Source organism: Bradyrhizobium sp. WSM471 (assembly GCF_000244915.1).
Lineage (GTDB): Bacteria > Pseudomonadota > Alphaproteobacteria > Rhizobiales > Xanthobacteraceae > Bradyrhizobium.
In genome coordinates this window covers 4,397,934-4,421,160 of record NZ_CM001442.1, presented here as the reverse complement: position 1 = coordinate 4,421,160, position 23,227 = coordinate 4,397,934, and the positions used below count along the sequence as shown (strand labels likewise).

Sequence of the window (23,227 nt, the reverse complement as noted above, 5' to 3'; positions counted from 1 at the left end):
GCATCCTCGCACCAAGATCATCCTCCATTCCTGTAACCCGACAAGGTGGCCCGCGGAAGACGTGAGGCGCGTGTCGCTTTCCGAAGACCGTGCTGTTTCGTGCTATCGTGCCCGAGCGGCCTTCGTGCGACGGCCAGGATCGGGAGGCGGGGTGTGGCTTGCGGAGTATCTTGGAGCGGCTTTGGCAAATGGCCCGGCGCGATCGCGCTCGCCGTTGCGATCCTGGTCGGCTGCAGTGGCGCTGAGGTATCGGCCACACCGCTGACGCCATTTCGCTACGAGGCGCAGGCGCAGCGTCATTGCCCGCACGACCGGGTCGTCTGGCTCGATTTCAGCAAAGGTATCTACTACGGCAAAAGCCAGAAGCGGTACGGCCAGGGTTTTACCGGCAGCTTCGTCTGCCTGAACGAAGCCCGTGACAGCCTCTATCGGCGTTCGCTGCTTGGACTGCGGTAAACGTATTTCTCGGGAATTGCTGGGGTGCTCAGGCGAAGGCCAATGCCACGAGGCTGGAGCACAGCAGGACCAAACCACCGGCGGTCAATGCCAGGAAGCCATCGGATACGAGGTCATGGTTGCGCATGGGACACCTGCCGCTCTCGTCTGCGATGCTCGATCGGATCGATTAAAAATCTCCGAACGTGCCGTCTTGAAAGGGTGATGCTTGCCGTCCGCGCGAGCGCCTCAGGCCCTCGTGCGGTAACCTTCGAACGCATGGGCCAGGAAGATCCCCGCGCTTACCAAACCCATCAGTGCCGAAACCGTCTCGATCATCGTCTCATTCCATTCCGCCCTGCACGCGAGAAAACGCGGGCGGCCTTGCACAGTCAAAAGAATTCCAGTGAGCGGCGCGACAATGGGGGTGGAGTGAGGATTTGGCGCAACAGAATGTCCGGCCGCGGCACGGAGCAGGGTGCCCGTGCCCCGTAGTTCAACGGGGCGAACGCATACGCCCCGTTTACCATCCCGGCGTGAACGCTGTGCGCTCCCCATTTCCGCCGTGTTCGGGTTGCGTTATCGTTACCACGTTCGACGCGGTGGTGGGCCGCCTCGGAGCAAAGGACCGGACAGCGCTGCCCCGTAGCCAAAGCGGGTTAGGTACGCCTCCGGCAAAGTGGTATTTGGGGCGAATGGGGATCCGACGGTCAGATTCGGTGTTGCGGGTCGCGCGCGCTGCAGCGATGGCAGCGATCTGCCTTGCGCTCGCCAATTGCGCGTCCTCCAACAAATTCGCCAGCCGGGTCGATCCGAAATACGGCGTGTCCTCGAGCCCCCGGGTCGTGGCTTTCGGTGATCCGGTCCCGAAGGGCGGCGGCGCCTACCGCGTCGGCAAGCCCTATGTGGTGGGTGGCCGGACCTATGTGCCCGAAGAGGACGTCAACTACCGCGCCGAAGGCATGGCGTCCTGGTACGGCGACGATTTCCACGGCCGCCTGACCGCCAATGGCGAAGTGTTCGACATGGGCTCGCTGACCGCGGCGCATCCGACCCTGCCGATGCCGTCCTATGCGCGGGTGACCAACGTTTCGAACGGCAAGTCGCTGATCGTCCGCGTCAATGACCGCGGGCCCTATCATGGCAACCGGCTCATCGACGTCTCGAACAAGGCCGCTGAACTGCTTGAATTCAAAGGCAATGGGGTCGCCAAGGTCCGGGTCGAATATGTCGGCCGGGCGCCGCTGGAAGGCTCCGACGACCGCCAGCTGATGGCCACCTTGCGCACCGGGACTCCGGCGCCATCACCCTCGATGGTCCGGGTCGCCTCGGCGAGGCCCTTCGTGCCGGAGCTGCCATCGTCGAACCGCGGCGCCATGCGCGGCGAAGTTCCGACGCCGGAGGGACGGCCCTACAATCTCGGCAACACCTCCGCCGACATGGCTTCACTTAATGCGACCTCGGAAATGTCGGCCTCGAGCCGCAACCGGGGCCGGGCGCTCCAGAACGCGCGCGCCGTGTCCTATGACGGGGACGGCCGCTATGCCACCGAGAGCGCGCCGTCCGGCGCCTACGCCTCGGACGGCGCTGCCGAGGCCCGCGGCATCCTGAGCGGTCGCGGCCTCTACTAGGCCGCGCTTTCCTTCAAGAACTTCACCAGCGCCGCATTCACCTCGTCGGGCCGCTCCTGCTGGACCCAATGGCCGGCGTCCTCGATGATCAGCTTTCGCTTGAGATTGGGCAGCACGCGCTCGAGCTCGTTGACACGCTTGGCTCCGATCAGGCCGGTGATGACGGCGTCTTTCGAACCGGCAATGAAGAGCGAGGGCTGGTGGATTAGCGCGTCCTGCCAGGGCGCCGTCAGCTCCCAATTGCGATCGAGGTTGCGATACCAGTTCAGCCCGCCGCGGAAGCCGGACTTACGGAAGGCTTCGGTGAAATAGGCAAGGTCAGTCTCGCCGAGCCAGACCGGCAGAGGCTCCTCCGGATTGCCGTGGCCGAGAAAGCCCTTGCCCTCCTGCACGAACATGGCCGCGGAGGGATCGGCAAGGCCCCGCCCGCCGAGCACGATGCGCATGGTGCGCGCGACGTCATGCTCGAACTCGGCTTCGGCAACGCCGGGCGCCTGGAAATACTGCCAATAGAAATTGGTGATGCCGCCCTGGCGCAGGAGGTCGAGCGGCTTGCCGCGGCCGCGGAACGGCGGCGGCACGCTCAGGCCGGCGACCGCCGTGAAGATGTCCGGCCGGAACAGCGCCGCGTGCCAGGCCACCGGTGCACCCCAGTCGTGACCGACCACCATGGCCTTGGTCTCGCCAAGCGCCTGCACGAGGCCGACGATATCGCCGACCGTGTCGAAGATCGAATAGGCCGTCGCCTCGGGCGGCGCTGAGCTCTGGCCATAGCCGCGCATGTCGGGGGCGACGACGCGAAACCCGGCCAGCGCCAGCGCCGGGATCTGGTGGCGCCAGGAGTAGGAGAGTTCCGGCCAGCCGTGGCACAGCACCACCAGCGGCCCCTGACCGGCTTCGCGGATGAACAGGTCGATCCCGTTGGCCTTGATCACGCGGGTGGAGGACATCGCTTTTCCGCCTTGTTTCAGGGGTTTGGTCAGAAAATCTGAGGTGCCACGATAGGGGCCGGACGAGAATCGTGCAATCTCGGGACAAGCGGCCACCCCGTGTTGTTCGCACCGGCTCCAACTGTTAGAACGCCGCTCTCAGGGCTTGGCCATGGAATTTCATCTTTACTCGTTGGGGCGCAGCCGGTTCACCGCCGGAGCGCTGGCGCGTGGGCTGATCGCGACGGCTCTGGTGGCGACCATTGGCTGGGGCGGGGCGCTCTACGCGGCCAACCAGAGCGTCCAGGGCGCCAAGAAAACAGATGATGCCGGCTTCGACGGCGACGCCCCGACCGCGATCCTGATCGAAGCCTCCAGCGGCAGCGTGCTGTTCGAGAAGAACGCCGACGAGCTGCGCGCGCCCTCCAGCATGATGAAGCTGATGACCGCCGAGGTCGTCTTCAACGCGATCAAGAAGGGCGACATCAAGCTGACCGACGAATACCGGATCAGCGAGAACGCCTGGCGCAGGGGCGGCGCGCCCTCCGGCGGCTCAACCATGTTCGCCGCGATCAACAGCAAGGTCACAGTCGACGACCTCCTGCACGGGGCGATCATCCAGAGCGGCAACGACGCCTGCATTGCGCTCGCCGAAGCCATGGCGGGCAACGAGCGGATTTTCGCCGCCGACTTCATGACCAAGCGCGCCCGTGAGCTTGGCCTGACGAAATCGACCTTCGGCAATTCCAACGGTCTGCCCGACCCCGCCAACAAGATGACGGTGCGCGAGCTCGGCATCCTTGCCCGGCACATCATTCTCGACTTCCCCGAATTCTACAAACTGTTCGGCGAGAAGGAATACACCTGGAACAAGATCCGCCAGCCCAACCGGAATCCGCTGCTCAATTCCATGGAAGGCGCCGACGGTCTGAAGACCGGCTACACCAAGGAAGGTGGCTACGGCATGGTCGGCTCGGCGGTCCAGAACGGCACGCGGCTGATCGTCGTCATCAACGGGCTGGAAGACCCCGAAGATCGCGCGACCGAAGCCAAGAAGATGCTGGAATGGGGTTTTCGCAATTTCGAGACCCGCACGCTGATCGCCGCCGATCAGCCCGTCGGCTACGCCAAGGTGTTCGGCGGCGAGAGCCGCTCGGTGAAACTGGTGGCCAAGACGCCCGTGAAAGTGATGGTGCACAAGAACGGCAGCGACAAGCTGATCGCGCGCGTCGTCTATAGCGGTCCGGTGCGCGCGCCGGTCGAGGCCGGGCAGAAGGTCGGGCTGGTCCGGGTCTGGCGCAGCGGCAACATCGCGGTGGAGACGCCGGTCTATGCCGCTGACGCGATCGGCACCGGCTCGACCGTGCGCCGTGCGATCGACGGCGCCAGCGAGCTCGTGATCGGCATGTTCCGTGCGGGCGCCGAGAAGCTCTGATCATGAGTGAAAGCGCGGTAAAGTGGCCGTCCGGACGCGGGCGTTTCGTCACCTTTGAAGGCGGCGAGGGCACGGGCAAGTCGACCCAGATCAAGAAGCTCGCCGACCGTCTCAAGGCGGCCAGGATGCGCATTCTCGTCACGCGCGAGCCGGGCGGCTCGCCGGGCGCCGAGATCATGCGCCATCTGGTGTTGTCGGGCATGGGCAAGCTGCTGGGACCCGAGGCGGAGACGCTGCTGTTCGCGGCCGCCCGCGACGACCATGTCCGCACCGTGATCCAGCCCGCGCTCAACCAGGGCACCTGGGTGCTGTGCGACCGCTTCGCCGATTCGACGCGGGCCTATCAGGGCAGCCTCGGCCAGGTGCCGGCGGCGCTTATCAACGCGATGCAGCGGGTCACGATCGGCGATCTCAAGCCGGACCTCACCATCATCCTCGACCTGCCGGTCGAGATCGGCTTGCAGCGCGCGGCCGCACGCCGCGGCAGCGGCACGCCAGACAGGTTCGAGGCCGAGAAGCTCGGTTTCCATCAGGGCCTGCGCGAGGCCTATCGCAAGATCGCGGCGGACGATCCCGCGCGTTGCGTGCTGATCGACGCCAATTCCGATCCCGACACGGTTGCCGGACGCATCTGGAACGCGCTGCGTGATCGCCTGCTTCCAACGCCGGCATCGGTGGTGTCCATATGAGCCCGCGTCAGACCGAGCGCGAAACCGCCATTTCTCATCCGCGCGAGACGAGCCTTCTGTTCGGCCATCGCGAGGCCGAGACCGCGCTGCTCGCTGCCTATCGCAGCGGGCGCATCCCGCATGCCTGGCTGATTGGCGGGCCGCAAGGCATCGGCAAGGCAACGCTGGCGTATCGGATGGCGCGCTTCGTGCTCGCGCACGGCAAGCCGCTGGCGCCTTCCGTGCAGCGCGCCGAAGACCTCGCCATCAATCCTGATGACGCCGTGGCGCGGCAGGTTGCGGCGAGCTCGCATGGGGGCCTGCTGACGCTGGAGCGCACCGCCAACGACCGCGGCGTCATGCGCACCGTGATCACCGTGGACGAGACGCGCGAGACGATCGGTTTCTTCGGCTCGACCGCAGCGGCCGAAGGCTGGCGCGTCTGCATCGTCGACACCGTTGACGAGCTCAATCCGAATGCCGCCAACGCGCTGCTGAAAATTCTCGAGGAACCACCGCAGCAATCGCTGTTCCTGCTGGTGAGCCACGCGCCGGCGCGCGTGCTCGCCACGATTCAGTCGCGCTGCAGCAAGCTGCGCCTGCGCGCCCTCGCAACCGACGATGTGATTGCCGCAGCCGCAACCGCTGCCGATCTCGACCCGAACGATCCGGCATTGCGCGAGGCGGCCGAGGCTTCCGAGGGCAGCGTCGCGCGGGCGCTGACGCTGCTCGGCGGTGACGCCCTGAAGCTCCAGCAGCGCACGGCCGCGCTGCTGGCGCGACTGCCGCAGGTCGATCCGCGCGAATTGCACACGCTCGGCGAATCGCTCGGCACCAGTGACCGCGTTGCGCTTGCCGCCTTCATCGACGGCATCGATCGCTGGATTGCGGAACGCCTGCACGCCGACGAGGCCAATGCCAACCAGAATCTGCCGCGCCTTGCGCGCCTAGCTGAGGTATGGGAAAAGATCGTCCGCGCCGCGCGCGACACCGAAACCTACAATCTGGAGCGAAAGCCCTTGGTTTTCTCGGTGTTCGGCTGGCTGGCGGACGCAACGCGCTAGAGCATGATCCGGAAAAGTGTGCAGCGGTTTTCCGATGGGATCATGCTCAAGACAATAAACTAACGCAGGTTCGTTTCCCAATTTCGAGAAGCCGGTAAAGGAATTCGTCGTGGCAGCGCGAGCTAAGAAAATCGCTAGAGGCAAGAGCAGCAAGAAGAAGGCTGCCACGAAGGCCGTCAAGAAAGCCGCGAAGAACGCCGTGAAGGCGCGCGCGCGCAAAGCTGGCAAGAAGGTCAAGAAAGCCACGAAGACCAAAAAGACGGCCGCCAAGAAAACCGGGAAGAAGGCTGTGAAGAAGAGCGCCGGGAAGACGGCAAAGAAGGCAGCGAAGAAGCAGGTCGTCGCCAAGAAGACGGTCAAGACAGCGACCAAAAAGCCAGCCAAGGCTTCGGCGAAAAACAAGGCTTCGGCGAAAACGATAGCCAAGACGGCGAGGGTGGCTGCGCCTGCCGTGACCACCACACTAGCTCCTGTCGCCACGCCGCCGAAAATTGCCAAGCCCAAGGCCCCGCGCGCACCGAAGTCCGACGCCGGGCCGCAGGCCACCACGCTCGTGGCCGTGCCCGCGCGCGACAACGTCTTCTACATCACGACCGCGATCGCCTATCCCAATGGCAGCCCCCATATCGGCCACGCCTATGAGGCGATCGCGACCGATACGTTGGCGCGCTTCGCGCGACTCGACGGCAAGGATGTGTTCTTCCTGACCGGCACCGACGAGCACGGCCAGAAGATGGTTCAGACCGCGGCCAGCGAAAAAATGTCCGTCTCGGAGCTCGCCGCCCGCAATGCCGGCCGTTTCAAGCAAATGGACGAGCGCCTGAACGTGTCGTTCGACCGCTTCATCCGCACCACCGAGGAGCAGCATCATCGCTCCAGCCAGGAGATCTGGCGGCGCATGGAGGCGAACGGGGACATCTATGCCGACATCTATGCCGGCTGGTATTCCGTGCGCGACGAAGCCTATTACGCCGAGGACGAGACACGCCTGAACGAAGACGGCGTGCGGCTCGGGCCACAGGGCACGCCGGTCGAATGGGTCGAGGAGAAGAGCTACTTCTTCCGCCTGTCGGCCTATCAGGACAGGCTGCTCAAGCTCTACGAGACGCAGCCCAATTTCATCGGCCCCGACTCCCGCAAGAACGAGGTGGTGAGCTTCGTCAAGGGCGGCCTGCGCGATCTCTCGATCTCGCGCACGACGTTCGACTGGGGCGTCAAGGTGCCCGGCGACGAAGAGCACGTGATGTATGTCTGGGTCGACGCGCTCACCAACTACATCACCGGCGTCGGCTTCCCCGACGAGAGCGACAACAACTGGCGTTATTGGCCTGCCGACGTGCACATCATCGGCAAGGACATCATCCGCTTCCATGCGGTGTACTGGCCGGCTTTCCTGCTGTCGGCCGGGATCCCGCTACCGAAGCGGGTCTATGCCCATGGCTTCCTGTTCAGCAGGGGCGAGAAGATGTCGAAGTCGGTCGGCAACGTGGTCGATCCCTTCAACCTCGCCGACCAGTACGGCGTCGACCAGATGCGCTATTTCTTTCTGCGCGAGGTGCCGTTCGGCCAGGACGGCAACTACAATCACGAGGCCATCGTCGCGCGCATCAATGCCGATCTCGCCAACGATCTCGGCAACCTCGCGCAGCGCTCGCTGTCGATGATCGCCAAGCAGCTCGGCGGCGTGCTTCCGGATCCCGGCGAATTCAGCGACAACGACAAGGCGATCCTGTCACAAGCCGACGGCATGCTCGCGGCGTCCCGCGAAGCGATGGCGACGCAGCAAATCCATCACTGGCTCAATGCCGTGTGGGCCGTGGTCGCGGAAGCCAACCGCTATTTCGCGGGCGAAGCGCCGTGGGCGCTCGCCAAGACCGATCCTGTCAGGCAGAGGACGGTGCTCTACGTCACCGCCGAAGTCGTGCGCCAGATCGCGATCCTGGCCCAGCCGGCGATGCCGACGGCCTCGGGATTGCTGCTGGACAGCCTCGGTATCCCCGAAGGGGAGCGCAACTTCGCCGCGCTCGGCGGCGCGACGCGCATCGCGCCCGGTACGACGCTGCCCGCGCCGACGCCGGCCTTCCCGCGCTACATCGAGCCGGCAGCCTAAGGGCGTTCGCACCATGCTGGTCGACAGCCACTGCCATTTGGATTTTCCGGACTTTGCGGAGGATCTCGACGGGATCATGTCGCGCGCGCGAGCGGCCGGCATCGGCCGCATGGTCACGATCTCGACGCGGGTGAGAAAGCTGAACCAGCTTTTGGCCATCGCCGAGCGCTACGACGACGTCTATTGCTCGGTCGGCACCCATCCGCACAACGCGGATGAGGAAGACGGCATCGCGCCGGACGAGCTGATCGCACTGACGCAGCATCCAAAGGTCGTCGCGCTCGGCGAGGCCGGGCTCGACTATTTCTACGACAACGGCTCGCCGGAGGCGCAGGCGAGGGGCTTTCGTGCCCACATCGCCGCGGCCCGCGCCACCGGCTTGCCGCTGGTGATCCACACCCGTGAGGCGGACGAGGATTGCGGCCGCATCCTTGAAGAGGAGACGGCAAAGGGATCGTTTCGCGCCGTGTTGCATTGTTACACCGGCGGGCGCGAGCTGGCGCTGAAGGCGGTCTCGCTCGGGCTCTATATCGGTTTCACGGGCATCCTGACCTTCAAGAAGTCCGAGGCCTTGCGCGCGCTTGCGGCCGAACTGCCGTCCGACCGTATTCTGGTTGAAACGGACTCGCCCTACCTTGCGCCGGGCAAGTTCCGGGGCAAGCGCAACGAACCGGCCTATGTGGTCGAGGTCGCAAAAGTGCTTGCCGAAACACGTGGCGTGTCGTTTGACGAGATCTCGCGCCAGACAAGCGACAACTTCTTTCGCCTGTTCTCGAGGGTGAAAGCTTAGAACTGGGAGCCGCATGACGCTGACGCTGACGATCCTGGGCTGCGGCTCCTCCGCCGGCGTGCCGCGCCCGGCACTCGGCTGGGGTGCCTGCGATCCCAACAATCCCAAGAACCGCCGTCGCCGCTGTTCGCTGCTGGTCGAGCAGACCTCGGGCGAGGGCACCACGCGTATCGTGATCGACACCTCGCCGGACCTGCGCGAGCAATTGCTCGCGACCAATGTCGACCACATCGATGCAGTGTTCCTGACCCACGAGCACGCCGATCAGACCCACGGTATGGACGATCTGCGTTCGGTCGTGATGCACATGCGCCGGCGGATTCCGACCTATCTCAATCAGACGACTGCGAACGACATCATGTCGCGGTTTTCCTATTGCTTCGTCTCGCCGGCGGGCAGCGACTATCCGCCGATCCTGACGGCGCAGTCGATCGAGGCCGGTGAAAGCCAGACGATCCAGGGGAAAGGCGGCGCGGTGACGATGACTGCCTTCCTGGTGCAGCACGGCAACATTCCCGCGCTGGGCTATCGCATCGGCGATGCCGCCTACACTCCCGACCTCAACGACATCCCGCGCGAGAGCTGGGGCGCCCTGGAAAATCTGGATCTCTGGATCGTCGATGGCCTCCGCTACACCAGCCATGTCAGTCATTTCAGCATCAACGACGCGTTGTCCTGGATCGAGCGCTTCAAGCCGAAGCGCGCCGTCATCACCAACATGACGGCCGATGTCGATTATGAGGTGATCCGGCAGTCGCTGCCGGCGGGCGTGGTGCCCGCGTATGACGGGCTGAGGCTGGAGACCCGCTGAACCTGCGGTGGAAATTCCGGTGAGAGCCGGCATACTCCTTGCTTGCGCTAGCCCCATCATGTTGATCTAACGTCTGAAAGACAGGCGCTGGGCAGGGGCGATATTCATGCAGGACCGGCGCGCGACGTGCGATCGCCGGGACGTCTGAATCGCCTCGTGTGAGGATGGGGATCGCGTTGGCAGGGGACGATGTCACGAGCCGGGGACCGGTGCGACGCGCGCTGGATCTCCTTTATCTCGGTGCGGGCTACGCCGCCGGGGCCTTCATGGTTGCGATCTTTGCAATCATGATGATCATGTCGATCGGGCGCCAGTTTGCGGTCAACATTCCCGCCGGCGATGATTTCGCCTCCTGGTGCATGGCCGCGATGGCTTTCCTCGGCCTCGCTCACACCTTCAAGCGCGGAGAGATGATCCGCGTCGGCCTGCTGCTGGAGCGTCTGCATGGGCGCTCCAAACAGGTTGCGGAGGTCGTGGCCCTCGGCATTGCCGCCGCTTTCATCCTCTATTTCACCCGGCATGCCGTGCAGATGACCTACGATTCCTGGCGCTTCAACGACGTGGCGCAGGGCGTCGTCGCGCTTCCGCTCTGGATTCCGCAGCTCGGGTTTTCCGGCGGACTCGTGATCCTCTCGATCGCGCTCATTGATGAAATGATCAGTGTCATCGGCGGCAACCGGCCGAGCTACGAGAAGGGCTCGCCGGACGAGACCCCGGACGAATTCATCGAGCGGATCTCACAGGGCGGCGGAGGTTGACGATGGCCAATCTCGGCATGATCGAACTGTCGTTTATTCTGCTCGGCGTCATGATCGTGCTGCTGGGAAGCGGCATCTGGATCGCGGTTTCGCTCGGGCTCGTCGGTTTCGTGGCGATGGCGCTGACCACGAGCCTGCCGCTCGGCTCGGTGCTTGCGACCACGACATGGAGCGCAAGCTCGTCATGGACGCTGGCCGCGCTGCCGCTGTTCATCTGGATGGGCGAGATCCTCTTCCGCACCAAATTGTCCGAGGAAATGTTTCGAGGCCTGTCACCCTGGGTTCAGTGGCTGCCGGGGCGCCTCACTCATGTCAACGTGATCGGCTGCGGCATCTTCGCGGCGGTGTCGGGCTCGTCGGCGGCGACCTGTGCGACCATCGGCAAGATCGCGCTGCCCGAGCTCGACAAGCGTGGTTACGACAAGGGCCTCAGCCTCGGATCGCTCGCAGGCTCCGGCACGCTCGGCCTGCTGATCCCGCCGTCGATCCCGATGGTGGTCTATGCGGTCACGGCGAATGTCTCCGTGCTTCAGGTCTTCCTCGGCGGCTTCTTGCCGGGCGTGCTCGTGATGGTGCTCTACTCCGGCTACATCATCATCTGGTCGCTGCTCAATCCAAAAAAGGTCCCGCCGCGCGACCCGCCGATGTCGTTTCGCCGGAAGCTGCAAGAGTCCGCCAAGCTCGCCCCATGCCTGCTTCTGATCCTGGCGGTCTTCCTGTCGCTCGTGTTGGGATTTGCGACCGCGACCGAATGCGCCGCCTGGGGCGTTTCGGGCGCGCTGCTGCTGGCGTGGTGGAGCCGCACGCTCACACGCAAGAACTTCCTCGAAAGCATCATGAGCGCGACGCGCCTGACCTGCATGATCATGCTGATCCTGGCAGGCGCGGCCTACACGACCGCAGCGATGGCCTATACGGGCATTCCGGCAGCGCTCGCCACCTGGGTCCAGGGCCAGCAGCTCACGCCGGGCATGCTCGCGCTGTATCTGAGCATCATGTACATCATCCTGGGATGCCTGATCGACGGCATCTCGATGATCGTTCTCACTGCCGTGATCGTGCTGCCGATGGTCAAGCAGGCCGGCCTCGACCTGGTCTGGTTCGGCGTCTATCTCATCATCCACGTCGAGATGGCGCAGATCACGCCGCCGGTCGGTTTCAATCTGTTCGTGCTCCAGAACATGAGCGGCCGCGATACCTTGACGGTCGCCCGGGCAGCATTCCCGTTCTTCGTCCTGCTGCTCGCGTCCGTATTCATCATCACGGAATATCCGCAGATCGTGATGTTCTTGCCCAAGCTCGCTTTCCCAGACTGAGCGTACCGTTTTGAAGTCGACTGTGAGGAGAAGCCCCATGATCTCTCGTTTATTCCGCGCATCCCTGATCGCCGGCGCCGTGCTGGCCGCGACGCCCGCATTGGCGCAAACCAAATGGAATCTGCCGGCAGCGTATCCGGCCGACAACCCGCACTCCGAGAACCTCGTCGCGTTCGCCAAGGACGTCGAAGCCGCGACATCCGGCAAGCTCCAGATCACGGTTCATCCCGGCGCCTCGCTGTTCAAGGCGCCCGACATCAAGCGCGCGGTGATGACCGGGCAGGCGCAGATGGGCGAAGTCTTGCTGTCGATCCACGAGAACGAGGATCCGGTGTTCGGGGTCGACGTCGTGCCATTTCTGGCGACCAGCTTCCCCGACGCCATGAAGCTGTATCAGGCGTCGAAGCCGTTGATTGCCAAGAAGCTGGACGCGCAGGGGCTCAAGCTGCTGTTCGTCGTGCCGTGGGCACCGCAGGGCGTCTATGTCAACAAGCCGCTTGCGAGCATCGAGGACATGAAGGGCCTGAAATGGCGGGCTTATAACGTTGGGACCGCGCGCATTGGCGAACTGGTCGGCGCGCAGTCCGTCACCATTCAGGCCGCCGAGCTGCCGCAGGCGCTTGCCACCGGCGTCGTGAACTCCTTCATGTCGTCGGGCGGCACGGGCTACGATGCGAAGGCATGGGAGTCGCTGAAGTACTTCTATGACGTGCAAGCCTGGATCCCGAAGGACTACACCTTCGTCAACAAGGCCGCGTTCGACGCGCTGGACAAGCCGACCCAGGAGGCTATCCTCAAAGCCGCCGCGACCGCGGAAACCCGCGGCTGGAAGGCCTGGCAGGACAAGAGCACCTGGTACATCGACCAGCTCAAGGCCAAGGGCATGACGGTCGAGCCGCCGAGCCCGGCGCTGAAGGCCGGCTTCCAGAAGATCGGCGAACAGCTCACCGCCGACTGGCTCAAGAAGGCGGGAGCCGACGGCCAGGCGCTGGTTGAAGCCTACAAGAAGATGTGAGGACGACGGGACTCGGCGAACCCGACCTCGCCGAAACTGCGCAACGACTTCGCGGCGACACGCAGCCGCCGCGGAGTCGAGACAAGCTCAGGCCGAGATCGCCTTCGCCGATCCCGCTTCGTTGCGCAGCAGGAATTTCTGGATCTTTCCCGTCGACGTTTTCGGGATCGGCCCGAACACGACAGCCTTCGGCGTCTTGAATCCGCTCATATGCGAGCGGCAGAAGGCGATGATGTCGGCTTCGCTCGCGCTCGCGCCGTCCTTCAGCTCGACGAAGGCGCAGGGCACTTCGCCCCATTTCGGATCGGGCTTTGCGACCACGGCGGCGAACAGCACGGCCGGGTGCTTGTAGAGAATGTCCTCGACCTCGACGGAGGAAATGTTCTCGCCGCCGGAGATGATGATGTCCTTGGAGCGATCCTTGATGATGACGTAACCGTGTGCGTCGAGCACGCCGAGGTCTCCAGTGTGAAACCAGCCGCCCTCGAAGGCTTCCTGCGTCGCCTTGTCGTTCTTGAGGTAGCCCTTCATCACGATGTTGCCGCGAAACATGACCTCGCCGATGGTCTCGCCGTCGCGCGGTACTTGCCTCATGGTCTGCGGATCGATGACGGTGACGGCTTCCTCGAGCGGGTAGGGCACGCCCTGCCGCCGCTTCAGGCTGGCGCGCTCGGCTGCGGGCAGATCATCCCAGCCAGGCTGCTCGGCGCAGACGGAGGCGGGGCCGTAGACCTCGGTCAGGCCATAGACGTGCGTCAGCTTGATGCCGAGGCTCTCGGCGCCTTCGAGCACCGCGACCGGCGGCGCGGCGCCGGCGATCAGGCCGACGACGCGCCGCGCGGCATTGCCCTTCGGTGCATCGGGCGCGTTGATCAGCGTGTTGTACACGATCGGCGCGCCGCACATGTGGGTGACGCCGTGCTGCTTGATCAACTCGAAGATCTTGGTCGGCTCGACCTTGCGCAGGCAGACGTTGATGCCGGCGGCCGCCGCAATGGTCCAGGGGAAGCACCAGCCGTTGCAGTGGAACATCGGCAGTGTCCAGAGATAGACCGGATGCTGGCCGAGTTGGCCCGCGAGGATATTGCTGACGGCATTCAGATAGGCGCCGCGATGATGCGTGACGACGCCCTTGGGATTTCCCGTGGTGCCCGAGGTGTAGCTCAGCGCGATCGCGTCCCATTCGTCGCCCGGCAGGATCGCGGCGAAGTCGGGATCGCCTTGCGCGAGCGCGGCCTCATACTCGATCTCGCCGATGCGCCTTCCGCCCTTGAACGCGGCGTCGTCGACGTCGATCACGAACGGTTTTGGGCCGGTCATCTGCGCGAGCGCGTCGGTGATCACGCTAGAGAATTCCGGATCGACCAGAATGATCTTTGCGCCGCCATGGTCGAGCTGAAATGCGATCGAAGGCGCATCGAGCCGGATGTTCAGCGCGTTGAGCACGGCGCCGGTCATGGGGACGGCGAAATGCACCTCGTTCATCGCCGGAATGTTCGGCAGCATCGCCGCGACGGTGTCGCCGACGCCGATGCCCTTGCCGGCAAGATACGAAGCAAAGCGCTTGCAGCGCTCATGCGTCTCGCGCCAGGTGAAGCTGCGCCCCTCGTAGACCGTGCTGACATGATCGGGATAGACTGCGGCGCTGCGTGCCAGGAAGCTCAACGGGCTCAGCGGCACGTAGTTGGCACGCGTCTTGTCGAGGCCGATATTGTACTGGCTCTGCCGCTCGCTCATCGACACCTCCCTTACGCGCCGGTTTACAGGAATCCGATGGAGATCCACGGAAAGACGGCGACGACGATCAATCCTACCAGCAGCGCCAGCAGATAGCCCCAGATCGGCCTGATGCCTTCGGCCGGATCGACGCGTCCGATGGCGCAGGCGGCATAATAGCCGACGCCGAAGGGCGGCGCGAATAGCCCGATACCCATGGCGAGAATGATCACCATGGCATAATGCACCTCGTGCACGCCGACGGCGCGCGCAATCGGAAACAACAGCGGCCCGAACAGCACGATCGCAGGGATCCCCTCCAGCACGCTGCCGAGGATGGTGAAGGCCAGGATCGAGACGGCGATGAAGGTCGCCGCGCCGCCCGGCAATCCGGTCATGGCGGACGCCAGCGAGCGCGAGAAGCCTGATTGCGTCAGGCCCCAGGCCATGCCGGTCGCCGTGCCGATGATCAGCAGGATCGCGCCCGACAGCGCCGCGGTCTCGACCAGCATCGGGAACAGCCGCCGCCAGTCGAAGCGGCGGTAGACGAGGAGGCCGACCAGTGCGCCATAGACGATGCCGATGGTGGAGACTTCGGTCGCGGTCGCGATGCCTTCGACCACGGCGTAGCGGATCACGAAGGGCAGCGCGAGCGCGGGCAGGGCGATGACGAAGGTCTTGCCGATCTCGCCCCCTGTGGCGCGGCGGACATGGCTCATGTCCTCGTGGCGGTAGCGCCACCACACCAGCATGCACAGCGTGATCGCGAGCACCACGCCGGGCAGGAGACCGCCGGTGAACAGCGCGGCGATCGAGACGCCGGTGACCGATCCGATCGTGATCAGCACGAGGCTCGGCGGAATGGTTTCGGTCTGCGCGCCCGTTGCCGCAAGAAGGGCGACGAGATCGCCAGGCTTGGCGCCGCGCTGTTTCATCTCCGGGAACAGCACGGGCGCGACCGCCGCCATGTCCGCGGCCTTGGCACCTGAGATGCCGGAGACCAGGTACATGGCGCCGACAAGGACGTAATGCAGTCCGCCGCGGACATGGCCGAGCAGGCTCGCCAGGAACGCCACCATGGCCCGTGCCATGCCGGTCATTTCGATCAGCAGCCCCAGGAATACGAACAGTGGCACCGAGAGCAAGACGAGGTGGCTCATGCCCTCGTCCATCCGGCCGACCAGCACCATGACCGGCGTGTGCGTGGTCAGCGCCAGATAGCCGAAGATGGCGAGCCCGAAGCCGAACGCGATGGGAACGCCGGCAAAGACGCAGAAGCCGGCGACGCCGACGAAGAAGATGACGAGGTTGAGGTTGCCGAGCGGCCGCAGATAAGGCTGCGCCAGCCAGAACAAGCCGACGACGACGGCAACGGCGACCACGGCCCTGAGTACCATGCGGTAATCGGCTGCGCGCAGCAGCCGCAACAGCGCGAACGCCGCCATCAGGCAGATGCCGGCCGGAAGCGCCGCGGCGCGCCACATATTGGAGATCTGCAGCGCCGGCGTGGTGATGAAGCTTTCCTCGTACGCGTAGTCCCAGGATGGCCAGACAATCAGCGCCAGGAAGGCCAGCGCCGCGCAGGTCGCCACGAGATCGAGCCAGGCCCGCGTGGCGGGCTTGGCGCTGGCGACGACCGCGGTCATGCGCATGTGCTCGGAGCGGCGGAACGCGACCGCCGCGCCCAGCATGGCGAGCCACAGGAACAGGATCGAGGCGAGCTCGTCCGACCAGATCAGCGGCCGGTGCAGGCCGTAGCGCGCGACCACGCCGGCAAACAGGATCGCGATCTCGGCGACCACCAAAATGGCCGCCGGGATTTCGACGAGGAGGCCGAGCGCGCGCTCCGTCGAGGCCAGCAACGAAGGTCGGCGAGGGGACCGAACAGTCGCCTCGCCCGCCACTCCGCTCACTTCGACCTCGATATGAGCCATGACGGCTCCAACGCGTTACGACAGCTTGCCGACGGCCTTTTCCAGCAGGTCCCAGGCCTGGTCGCCATATTTGCCCTTCCACTCGGCATAGAAGCCGGCGGACCGCAGCTTGTCGCGGAACGGCGCGACCGCGGGCTGGTTGAAGGTCAGGCCCTTGCCCGCGAGCTCCTGCTGGAGATTGGCATTGAGCTTGGCGGTATCCTCGCGCTCCTTGAGCGCTGCGGCATTGATGTTCTTGGCGACGATGGTGCGCACATCCTCGGGCAGGCTGCTCCACGCCTTGCGATTGGCCAGGAACCAAAAGCCGTCCCACATGTGGTTGGTCAGCGAGCAGTATTTCTGCACCTCGTAGAGCTTGGCGGTCGAGATGATCGCCAGCGGGTTTTCCTGGCCCTCGACGATCCTGGTCTGCAGCGCGGAATAGACCTCGGCGAAATTGATCGAGGCGGGCGCCGCATCGAACGCCTTGAACATCGAGGTCCACAGCGGCGACACCGGCACGCGGATCTTGAAGCCCTTGAGATCGTCCGGATGGGTGATCGGCTTGCTCGACGACGTGGTCTGGCGGAAGCCGTTGTCCCAGATCTTGTCCATGACCTCGAGCCCGGCCTTCTTGATCTCGCCGCGGACGAAGGCGCCGAGATCGCCGTCCATGGCCTTCCAGACCGTCCCGTAGTCCGGGAACGCGAAGCCGATCCCGTTGATGGACGCCGCCGGTACCAGGGTCGACAGGATCAGCCCCGACAGCGTGAAGAACTCGACGCCGCCGGAGCGGATCTGGCTCAGCATGTCGGTGTCGGACCCGAGCTGGTTGTTCGGGAATATCTGGAGGTCGAACTTGCCCTTGGTTTCGGCCTTGATCGCCGCCGCCATCTCCTTGGCGCGTACGTTCAGCGGATGGGTGTCCGGCAGGTTGTTGGCGTATTTGTAGGTGAACTCGGCGCTCTGGGCGCGGGCCACATGGGGCGCACTGAGGCCGCCCAGGACCGCGGTCGCGGCGGAGGCCTTGAGAAGCGTGCGGCGGGAAAAGCTCATGGGTCTGCTTCCTCGGAAAGTTTGTTGTTGTTCTGAGATGCAAACCTATACGGACGGAAGGTCAGAAGGTCATCTGCGATCTCGCGAAGCCTCGCTTATTGCAGCCGGACATCGTCACGGCAATATCGGCTTTCGGAGGCATGGGCCGGATTCAAAAAACGCGAAAACAACCCCATGCACAGTAGCCGTCAAAAGCCGGGGCGACGTGCCACGGCTGGGCCGGAAAAGAACTGGCAGCGAAGATGCGGTGAGAGGAATTCCAGTTAAATAATTGATCTGATTGTATATAAATATATTCCATAATATACCTTATGCGAATCATGGATATGGCTGTGCAGGTCAGGCCAGATCATTCCGCAGCTACCCAGAACCCCTCTTTCGGCTCACACTTGGCGCCCACAATCCCCGGGCAAACCGACGCAGCGGTTGAGGCCACGGCAGCATTGGGAGGTTCGTCATGCAGGAGAACGTCGCCCGCGCAGACCGCTCGCGCGCCATTCCATTCGACGCCGCCAAGCTCGACCGCCTGATGGAGGCTGCCGGCCTCGACGTCCTGGTCGTGACCTCCAAGCACAATGTGCAGTACCTGCTGGGTGCCGAGCGCGCGATCTTCTTCGACTACATGGATGCGCTGGGCGTCAGCCGCTATCTGCCGGTCCTGATCTATCCCAAGGGCGCACCGGAGCACGCGGTCTATGTCGGGCACCGGCTGGAGACCCATCAGCGCGCCGTCGCGCCGCCATGGGTGGCACAGGTCCGGACCGAGTCCAACGGCTCGGTCGATGCGATCACGCGGGCCGTCAGCCTGATCCGCAACGCCGGCGTGCCCCTGAAGCGGGTCGGGGTCGAGATGGCGTTCCTGCCGATGGATGCGGGCCGGGCGCTTGCCGACGCCCTGCCCGGCGCCGAGCTCAAGGACGCGCTGTTGGTGCTGGAGCGACTGCGGGCGGTCAAGTCGGCGGACGAGCTCGCAAAACTCAAGACGGCGTCCGAACTGGTGATCGCCTCGATGCTGGAGGTGATCGCCGGGCACGGCCCGGGCACGACCAAGCAGCAATTGTCGTGCCCGGGCACGACCAAGCAGCAATTGTCGGACGCCTTGCGGATCGCCGAAGCCAATCGCGGGCTGACCTTCGAATACTGCCTGCTCGCTTGCGGCAGCAGCCACAACCGGGCGCCGTCGGCGCAGCGCTGGGAGCAAGGCGAGGTGCTGTCGCTCGATTCCGGCGGCAATTATCACGGCTATATCGGCGATCTCGCGCGCATGGCCATGCTCGGTGAGCCCGATAGCGAGCTGAAGGACTGTCTGGCCGAGATCGAGGCGGTCCAGCGCGCGGCCTTCGCCGCGGTCCGGCCCGGCGCCATGGGCGGCGACATCTACGTCGCGGCCGAGCGGCAGCTCGCGAAGATCAGCCAGCGCGACTGCACGGAGTTTTTGGCCCACGGCATGGGCCTCGTCAGCCACGAGGCCCCTCGCCTGACCGCCAAGGGTCCGATCCCCTATGACGACACCGACGCCCGCCTGCCGCTTGAAACAGGCATGGTGGTATCGATCGAGACCACGATGAAGCATCCGAAGCGTGGGTTCATCAAGCTCGAGGACACGGTCGCGGTGACGGCGACGGGGTATGAGATTTTCGGCGAGGGTGGGCGTGGGTGGAATTTGGGTGGCAGTTCGCTGTAGGCTGGGACCGCGCTCACAGCAGACATCTCGCCCTCGGCCAAGCACCACCGGATCGTCAACGCCCTCACCTACACCGCCATGACCTAGACGTCCGCGGAAGCGGTCGCTCGCGGCATTCGCATGACTTGCTCAAGCGCGTGTCGGTGCTTCAGCACGGCAAGGATCTCGCGCGCGCTGAGGCTGCTGACGGCTTCCTCGAAATCGTCGCTCTGCTCAATCTTGGCACGGGCGATCGCGAGATCTATGTCGATCTGGCCCGATTTGCGCGGCGGCGCTTCGAGGGACTGCATGTGCGGTCCCAGCAACGCGGGGTTCTGTCTCAATTCGATCAGAGCCGCGCGTGACTCGATCCGATCCAGGCTGGCAAGCTCTCTCGCCCTCTGCAGCAGTGCCGGCGCGCGATTGTCCTCCGGGGTCGCAAACAGGCGCGCCATTCGCGGTGCCGTCGATGTGATGAGACCGATCGGAATGGCGCAAACCAAGCCGATGATCACCGGCGACATCCAGAGCAGCAGCGGAAGCGACACGGCATAGGCGCTTGCCGCCATGGCCAGCCCGCATAGGGTCGGCACCGTGAATTTGCGATAGACTTCATCGCGTGTGATCCTGCCATCACTTCGCCGTTGCACTTGCCAGCCCGCATCACGCCCCAGCAGGATCTCCGCCACAGCGGTGGATTGAAAGATCATCATGGATGGGGCGATCAAGGCGGCAAGGAGGCTCTCGGCGACCACCGCCAGCAGCACGCGAAATCCGCCGCCGAATGCCTGCCGTTCCGCACGCCTGGTGAGTAAAACGAGGTAGGCCAGCAGTTTGGGCACGATAAGCAGCCCCATCGTCGCGGCAAAGACCCAGGCGGCGAGCACGGGATCCTGTGCGGGCCACGTTGGAAACAACGAGAAGCCCTTGGGAAAGTACTCCGGCTTGACGAAATAGGCCTGCAAGGAGATCAGGATTCCGAGCAATAGAAACAGCAGCCACAGGGGCGCGGTGAGATAGGAGCCGATCCCGGTCAACAGGTGAAGCCTGGAGACCCAGTGCAGGCCTTGAGCCGGCAAAACGGCAAGATGCTGGAGATTGCCCTGACACCAGCGGCGATCCCGCGCCGCGAAATCGAGCAGCGACGGTGGCACCTCCTCGAAACTCCCGCCGAGATCGGGAGCCATGAAAATCCCCCACCCCGCCCGCCGCATCAGCGCGGCTTCGACAAAATCGTGGCTGAGGATGTGGCCGCCGAAAGGTTTCCTCCCGCGCAATTCGGGCAAGCCCGCCTCTTGCGCAAAAGCCTGCACCCGGATGATGGCATTGTGTCCCCAGTAATTGCCCTCTGAGGCGTGCCACCAGGCGTTCCCTGCCGCGATCAGCGGGCCGTACAAACGACCCGAGAACTGCTGAAGCCGGCTAATCAGGGTTCGCGCATTGACGACGATCGGAAGCGTTTGGATCAGCGCGGCCTGCGGGTTTGCTTCCATCGCGCCCGCCAGCCGAACGATGGTCTCTCCGCTCATGAGACTGTCCGCGTCGAGAATGATCATGTAGTCGTAGGCGCCACCGAACCGCCTCACCCATTCGGCGATGTTGCCGGACTTTCGGGCGGTGTTGTCGGATCGGTGACGATAGTACAGGTGGCCCGAACCGCAGTTGCGCTGCAGTTCCAGAAACGCAAGCTCCTCGGCAATCCAGATGTCCGGATCGGTGGTGTCACTGAGCAGAAACCAATCGAACAACGGGGCCTGTCCGGTTTCGCCGACCGACTCGTACATGGCGCGGAGTCGCGCCATGAGATGGTGCTGATCCTCGTTGTAGGTCGGCAACAGCATCGCCGTTCGGCCGGTGATCCCGGGCAGCGGACCGTGGCTGTTAATTGGCAACACATCCGGTCGGCCCCGCAGGAGCACGAAAAAACCGGCGACTGAAGACACGAACGAAAACGCGATCCAGGCGAGCAGCACGAGAAACAGCCCGAACACCATGCCTTCAAGGACCGTGACGCCACCAACCTTGAGAACATCGTACATCTCAACAGCGCCCGCAGCGGTAATCGCGGCCGTTCCGGCGAGAATGAACAGGCGCCGCGCTGCAACGGCAGGGGTGGTCCGCAGTCGCGCCGGATAGGCACGATTTGTCCCGTCCAATCGACAGGGCAGCATCGGGCGAGGCGTTTCGTCGGGAAGATACCGAATGCCAAGCTCAGGCGAAAGCGCAGGTGACGACGTCAAGGCGCCCATCGGTAAACCCAGACTTCGGAGATGGGCGGATCCCCCAGCATCAAGACCGCCCTCAACTCGATAGGCGCGTCCTTCACGGAGCATTGAAAACTCAGGCGCCAGCCGCCGGTTTCCGGGTTTGGCTGCGTGACGACGTTCTTGATCTCGGATTTGTCGGCGCTGACAGCGCCCCTCACCTTCTCAGGATCGACCTCCTTCAGCTTGTCACCAATGAGCTCGAGCACGAATAATTTGCTGTCCTCGCCCCGCGCGCCAACGCCTGTGCGGGTGAACCGGGCTAGTGAATTGGGCTTCAGCGCGTCCGGACCCCAGTGCAGACGATACGTGTAGTTGTTTTCGCTCTTGGCCTGGAGAGCTGTTTTCGGGCGCCAGAAGGCGGCGATGTTGTCGTGAACTTCCTCCTTGGTCGGGATCTCAAAGAGGACCACACTGCCCTCTCCCCAATCTCCGATCGGTTCGACCCAGAGGCTCGGGCGACGCTCAAAGCGCGATTCGAGGTCCTCGTAGGCGAAGAAATTTCTCTCCCGCTGCATCAGGCCGAAGCCGCGAGGATTCAGATCATTGAATGTGCTGGCCTGCAGATCGTGTGGATTGTTGAGAGGACGCCAGAGTTGCTCGCCCTTTCCATTGAACATTGCGAGCCCATCGGAGTCGTGCACGGCAGGGCGGAAATCGTCGACATCGTGTCGGTCGTTCGGACCGAAAAAGAACATGCTCGTCATGGGCGCCAAGCCGGCATGTTGCAGCTCGATCCGCGGATAGAGCGACATCTCCACGTCGAAGACCGTCGAAGCGCCCGGCCTGATCGTGAAGCGATAGCTTGCCGTAGCGCTCTTGCTGTCAAGCAGCGCATGGACCACGACAGATGTGGCCCCCGGCGCGGGCTTCTCCAGCCAGAAGGCCTTGAAGAACGGAAATTCCTCCCCCTTGCTCTCGCCGGTATCGATCGACAGACCGCGCGCGGACAGGCCATAGGTCTCGCCTTTGGCGACCGCACGGAAGTAGCTGGCGCCGAGAAACGCGCAAACCTCGTCGTAATAGTCGGGGCGATTGATCGGGGCGTGAATGCGAAAGCCGGCAAATCCGAGATCGGCGTCCGGTACCTGGCCGATATTGTCGCCGAACGCAAAATCGTCGCGCCGGTACCTGATCGGTACGGCTCGTCCGCCGGAGACCTCGTAGATGTCGACCCTGTTCTTATAGAAAAAGCCGCGGTGGAAAAACTGGACCTCGAAGGGCAGCTTCTCGTTGCGCCAAATTGCGTGCTCCGGCAGAAAGCGAATTGACCGGTACTGATCGTAGGTGAGATCACTAAGCGCATCCGGGACCTTTTCCTCTGGCGGCGCAAAGGGCTTACTCGCCAAATTGCGGGCAAGGTCGCGGACATAAGAGGGACCAAACGGCAACTCCGCCGCTGATCCCGCAGAGACTGCGCCAGGTAGTAATGTCGCCAATGGCGTCAATGCCGAGGCTTCCAGGAATTGGCGGCGATTCAAGATTGCTACCCGTTCGGTTCCAACCGCAGTGCAACCCCCTCGTCGCGAACGAGTTCCACGGACCTCGCCAAATCCGAGGATGATGTTGCCGACGATCTCGTCGATGCGGCTTGGGGCGATTTCGCACTGCTCGGGCCTCGGTTGCATCTGCAGGACGAGCTGCAATTTCCGA

Annotated in this window: 18 protein-coding genes; 12 read left to right on the top strand and 6 right to left on the bottom strand. The window is 64.0% G+C overall.

Annotation, left to right across the window (positions count from 1 at the left end; genetic code table 11):
* Positions 1-153 precede the first annotated feature (153 nt).
* Positions 154-456, top strand: coding sequence for a hypothetical protein (locus tag BRA471DRAFT_RS19650; protein ID WP_007610367.1), 303 nt, complete (start codon positions 154-156; stop codon positions 454-456).
* 674 nt (positions 457-1,130) lie between these two features.
* Positions 1,131-2,066: a septal ring lytic transglycosylase RlpA family protein gene (locus BRA471DRAFT_RS19645; protein WP_083843248.1), complete on the top strand. Its 936-nt coding sequence runs from the start codon at positions 1,131-1,133 to the stop codon at positions 2,064-2,066.
* On the opposite strand, the gene BRA471DRAFT_RS19640 is transcribed toward BRA471DRAFT_RS19645, so the two are convergent.
* Complete coding sequence (locus BRA471DRAFT_RS19640; RefSeq protein ID WP_007610365.1) at positions 2,063-3,016, bottom strand: alpha/beta fold hydrolase; 954 nt, start codon at positions 3,014-3,016, stop codon at positions 2,063-2,065. The two genes, BRA471DRAFT_RS19645 and BRA471DRAFT_RS19640, sit on opposite strands and share 4 nt — an antisense overlap.
* A 151-nt stretch (positions 3,017-3,167) precedes the next feature.
* On the opposite strand from BRA471DRAFT_RS19640, the gene BRA471DRAFT_RS19635 reads away from it, so the two are divergent.
* The 9 genes from BRA471DRAFT_RS19635 (at position 3,168) to BRA471DRAFT_RS19595 (ending at position 12,962) form a co-directional block, all read left to right on the top strand.
* Positions 3,168-4,430, top strand: a complete 1,263-nt coding sequence (locus BRA471DRAFT_RS19635) for a D-alanyl-D-alanine carboxypeptidase family protein (RefSeq protein ID WP_007610364.1) — start codon at positions 3,168-3,170, stop codon at positions 4,428-4,430.
* 2 nt (positions 4,431-4,432) lie between these two features.
* Positions 4,433-5,119, top strand: a complete 687-nt coding sequence (gene tmk / locus BRA471DRAFT_RS19630; protein ID WP_007610357.1) for a dTMP kinase — start codon at positions 4,433-4,435, stop codon at positions 5,117-5,119.
* Positions 5,116-6,162, top strand: a complete 1,047-nt coding sequence (locus BRA471DRAFT_RS19625) for a DNA polymerase III subunit delta' (RefSeq protein WP_007610355.1) — start codon at positions 5,116-5,118, stop codon at positions 6,160-6,162. Before tmk ends, BRA471DRAFT_RS19625 begins: the two co-directional genes overlap by 4 nt.
* A gap of 109 nt (positions 6,163-6,271) precedes the next feature.
* A complete protein-coding gene (metG, locus tag BRA471DRAFT_RS19620) occupies positions 6,272-8,272 on the top strand; it encodes a methionine--tRNA ligase (RefSeq protein WP_007610353.1) in 2,001 nt (666 codons plus the stop codon).
* Between the two features lie 13 nt (positions 8,273-8,285).
* Complete coding sequence (locus BRA471DRAFT_RS19615) at positions 8,286-9,062, top strand: TatD family hydrolase (protein ID WP_007610351.1); 777 nt, start codon at positions 8,286-8,288, stop codon at positions 9,060-9,062.
* A gap of 13 nt (positions 9,063-9,075) precedes the next feature.
* The gene (locus BRA471DRAFT_RS19610; RefSeq protein WP_007610349.1) at positions 9,076-9,873 is read left to right on the top strand and encodes an MBL fold metallo-hydrolase; all 798 of its coding nucleotides are present in this window, start codon (positions 9,076-9,078) and stop codon (positions 9,871-9,873) included.
* A gap of 164 nt (positions 9,874-10,037) precedes the next feature.
* Entirely contained in the window at positions 10,038-10,631 is a 594-nt protein-coding gene (locus tag BRA471DRAFT_RS19605; protein ID WP_007610348.1) for a TRAP transporter small permease, read from the top strand.
* A gap of 2 nt (positions 10,632-10,633) precedes the next feature.
* The gene (locus BRA471DRAFT_RS19600) at positions 10,634-11,947 is read left to right on the top strand and encodes a TRAP transporter large permease (RefSeq protein WP_007610345.1); all 1,314 of its coding nucleotides are present in this window, start codon (positions 10,634-10,636) and stop codon (positions 11,945-11,947) included.
* A gap of 37 nt (positions 11,948-11,984) precedes the next feature.
* Positions 11,985-12,962 (top strand): TRAP transporter substrate-binding protein, encoded by a 978-nt coding sequence (locus BRA471DRAFT_RS19595; protein ID WP_007610344.1) that lies wholly within the window; start codon positions 11,985-11,987, stop codon positions 12,960-12,962.
* An 87-nt stretch (positions 12,963-13,049) separates the two neighbouring features.
* Here the strand turns inward: BRA471DRAFT_RS19595 and BRA471DRAFT_RS19590 are convergent, their stop codons facing one another.
* From BRA471DRAFT_RS19590 to BRA471DRAFT_RS19580, 3 genes are read right to left on the bottom strand one after another with little or no spacing between them, the layout of a single operon-like run.
* Positions 13,050-14,699 carry an acyl-CoA synthetase gene (locus BRA471DRAFT_RS19590; RefSeq protein WP_007610343.1) on the bottom strand — a complete coding sequence of 550 codons (1,650 nt, stop codon included), beginning with the start codon at positions 14,697-14,699 and terminating at the stop codon, positions 13,050-13,052.
* A gap of 23 nt (positions 14,700-14,722) precedes the next feature.
* Positions 14,723-16,612 carry a TRAP transporter large permease subunit gene (locus BRA471DRAFT_RS19585; protein WP_007610340.1) on the bottom strand — a complete coding sequence of 630 codons (1,890 nt, stop codon included), beginning with the start codon at positions 16,610-16,612 and terminating at the stop codon, positions 14,723-14,725.
* 15 nt (positions 16,613-16,627) lie between these two features.
* Positions 16,628-17,647 carry a TRAP transporter substrate-binding protein gene (locus tag BRA471DRAFT_RS19580; protein WP_007610338.1) on the bottom strand — a complete coding sequence of 340 codons (1,020 nt, stop codon included), beginning with the start codon at positions 17,645-17,647 and terminating at the stop codon, positions 16,628-16,630.
* 457 nt (positions 17,648-18,104) lie between these two features.
* Here BRA471DRAFT_RS19580 and BRA471DRAFT_RS19575 point away from each other — a divergent pair, with 457 nt between their 5' ends.
* The gene (locus tag BRA471DRAFT_RS19575) at positions 18,105-19,331 is read left to right on the top strand and encodes a Xaa-Pro peptidase family protein (RefSeq protein WP_007610334.1); all 1,227 of its coding nucleotides are present in this window, start codon (positions 18,105-18,107) and stop codon (positions 19,329-19,331) included.
* An 83-nt stretch (positions 19,332-19,414) separates the two neighbouring features.
* On the opposite strand, the gene mdoH is transcribed toward BRA471DRAFT_RS19575, so the two are convergent.
* Positions 19,415-21,559 (bottom strand): glucans biosynthesis glucosyltransferase MdoH, encoded by a 2,145-nt coding sequence (gene mdoH / locus BRA471DRAFT_RS19570; RefSeq protein ID WP_035974109.1) that lies wholly within the window; start codon positions 21,557-21,559, stop codon positions 19,415-19,417.
* Positions 21,547-23,055 carry a glucan biosynthesis protein G gene (locus BRA471DRAFT_RS19565; protein WP_007610329.1) on the bottom strand — a complete coding sequence of 503 codons (1,509 nt, stop codon included), beginning with the start codon at positions 23,053-23,055 and terminating at the stop codon, positions 21,547-21,549. The genes mdoH and BRA471DRAFT_RS19565 overlap by 13 nt, the downstream gene beginning before the upstream one ends.
* Positions 23,056-23,227 lie beyond the last annotated feature (172 nt).

What these genes read in the sequence shown, in the direction of transcription:
- BRA471DRAFT_RS19600 (WP_007610345.1), top strand. Translation starts at nt 10,634, where the DNA reads ATGGCCAATCTCGGCATGATCGAACTGTCGTTTATTCTGCTCGGCGTC.
- mdoH (WP_035974109.1), bottom strand. Translation starts at nt 21,559, where the DNA reads ATGGGCGCCTTGACGTCGTCACCTGCGCTTTCGCCTGAGCTTGGCATT.
- BRA471DRAFT_RS19645 (WP_083843248.1), top strand. Translation starts at nt 1,131, where the DNA reads ATGGGGATCCGACGGTCAGATTCGGTGTTGCGGGTCGCGCGCGCTGCA.
- BRA471DRAFT_RS19610 (WP_007610349.1), top strand. Translation starts at nt 9,076, where the DNA reads ATGACGCTGACGCTGACGATCCTGGGCTGCGGCTCCTCCGCCGGCGTG.
- BRA471DRAFT_RS19590 (WP_007610343.1), bottom strand. Translation starts at nt 14,699, where the DNA reads ATGAGCGAGCGGCAGAGCCAGTACAATATCGGCCTCGACAAGACGCGT.
- BRA471DRAFT_RS19585 (WP_007610340.1), bottom strand. Translation starts at nt 16,612, where the DNA reads ATGGCTCATATCGAGGTCGAAGTGAGCGGAGTGGCGGGCGAGGCGACT.
- BRA471DRAFT_RS19615 (WP_007610351.1), top strand. Translation starts at nt 8,286, where the DNA reads ATGCTGGTCGACAGCCACTGCCATTTGGATTTTCCGGACTTTGCGGAG.
- BRA471DRAFT_RS19605 (WP_007610348.1), top strand. Translation starts at nt 10,038, where the DNA reads ATGGGGATCGCGTTGGCAGGGGACGATGTCACGAGCCGGGGACCGGTG.
- BRA471DRAFT_RS19625 (WP_007610355.1), top strand. Translation starts at nt 5,116, where the DNA reads ATGAGCCCGCGTCAGACCGAGCGCGAAACCGCCATTTCTCATCCGCGC.
- BRA471DRAFT_RS19595 (WP_007610344.1), top strand. Translation starts at nt 11,985, where the DNA reads ATGATCTCTCGTTTATTCCGCGCATCCCTGATCGCCGGCGCCGTGCTG.
- BRA471DRAFT_RS19575 (WP_007610334.1), top strand. Translation starts at nt 18,105, where the DNA reads ATGCAGGAGAACGTCGCCCGCGCAGACCGCTCGCGCGCCATTCCATTC.
- BRA471DRAFT_RS19580 (WP_007610338.1), bottom strand. Translation starts at nt 17,647, where the DNA reads ATGAGCTTTTCCCGCCGCACGCTTCTCAAGGCCTCCGCCGCGACCGCG.
- BRA471DRAFT_RS19640 (WP_007610365.1), bottom strand. Translation starts at nt 3,016, where the DNA reads ATGTCCTCCACCCGCGTGATCAAGGCCAACGGGATCGACCTGTTCATC.
- tmk (WP_007610357.1), top strand. Translation starts at nt 4,433, where the DNA reads ATGAGTGAAAGCGCGGTAAAGTGGCCGTCCGGACGCGGGCGTTTCGTC.
- BRA471DRAFT_RS19635 (WP_007610364.1), top strand. Translation starts at nt 3,168, where the DNA reads ATGGAATTTCATCTTTACTCGTTGGGGCGCAGCCGGTTCACCGCCGGA.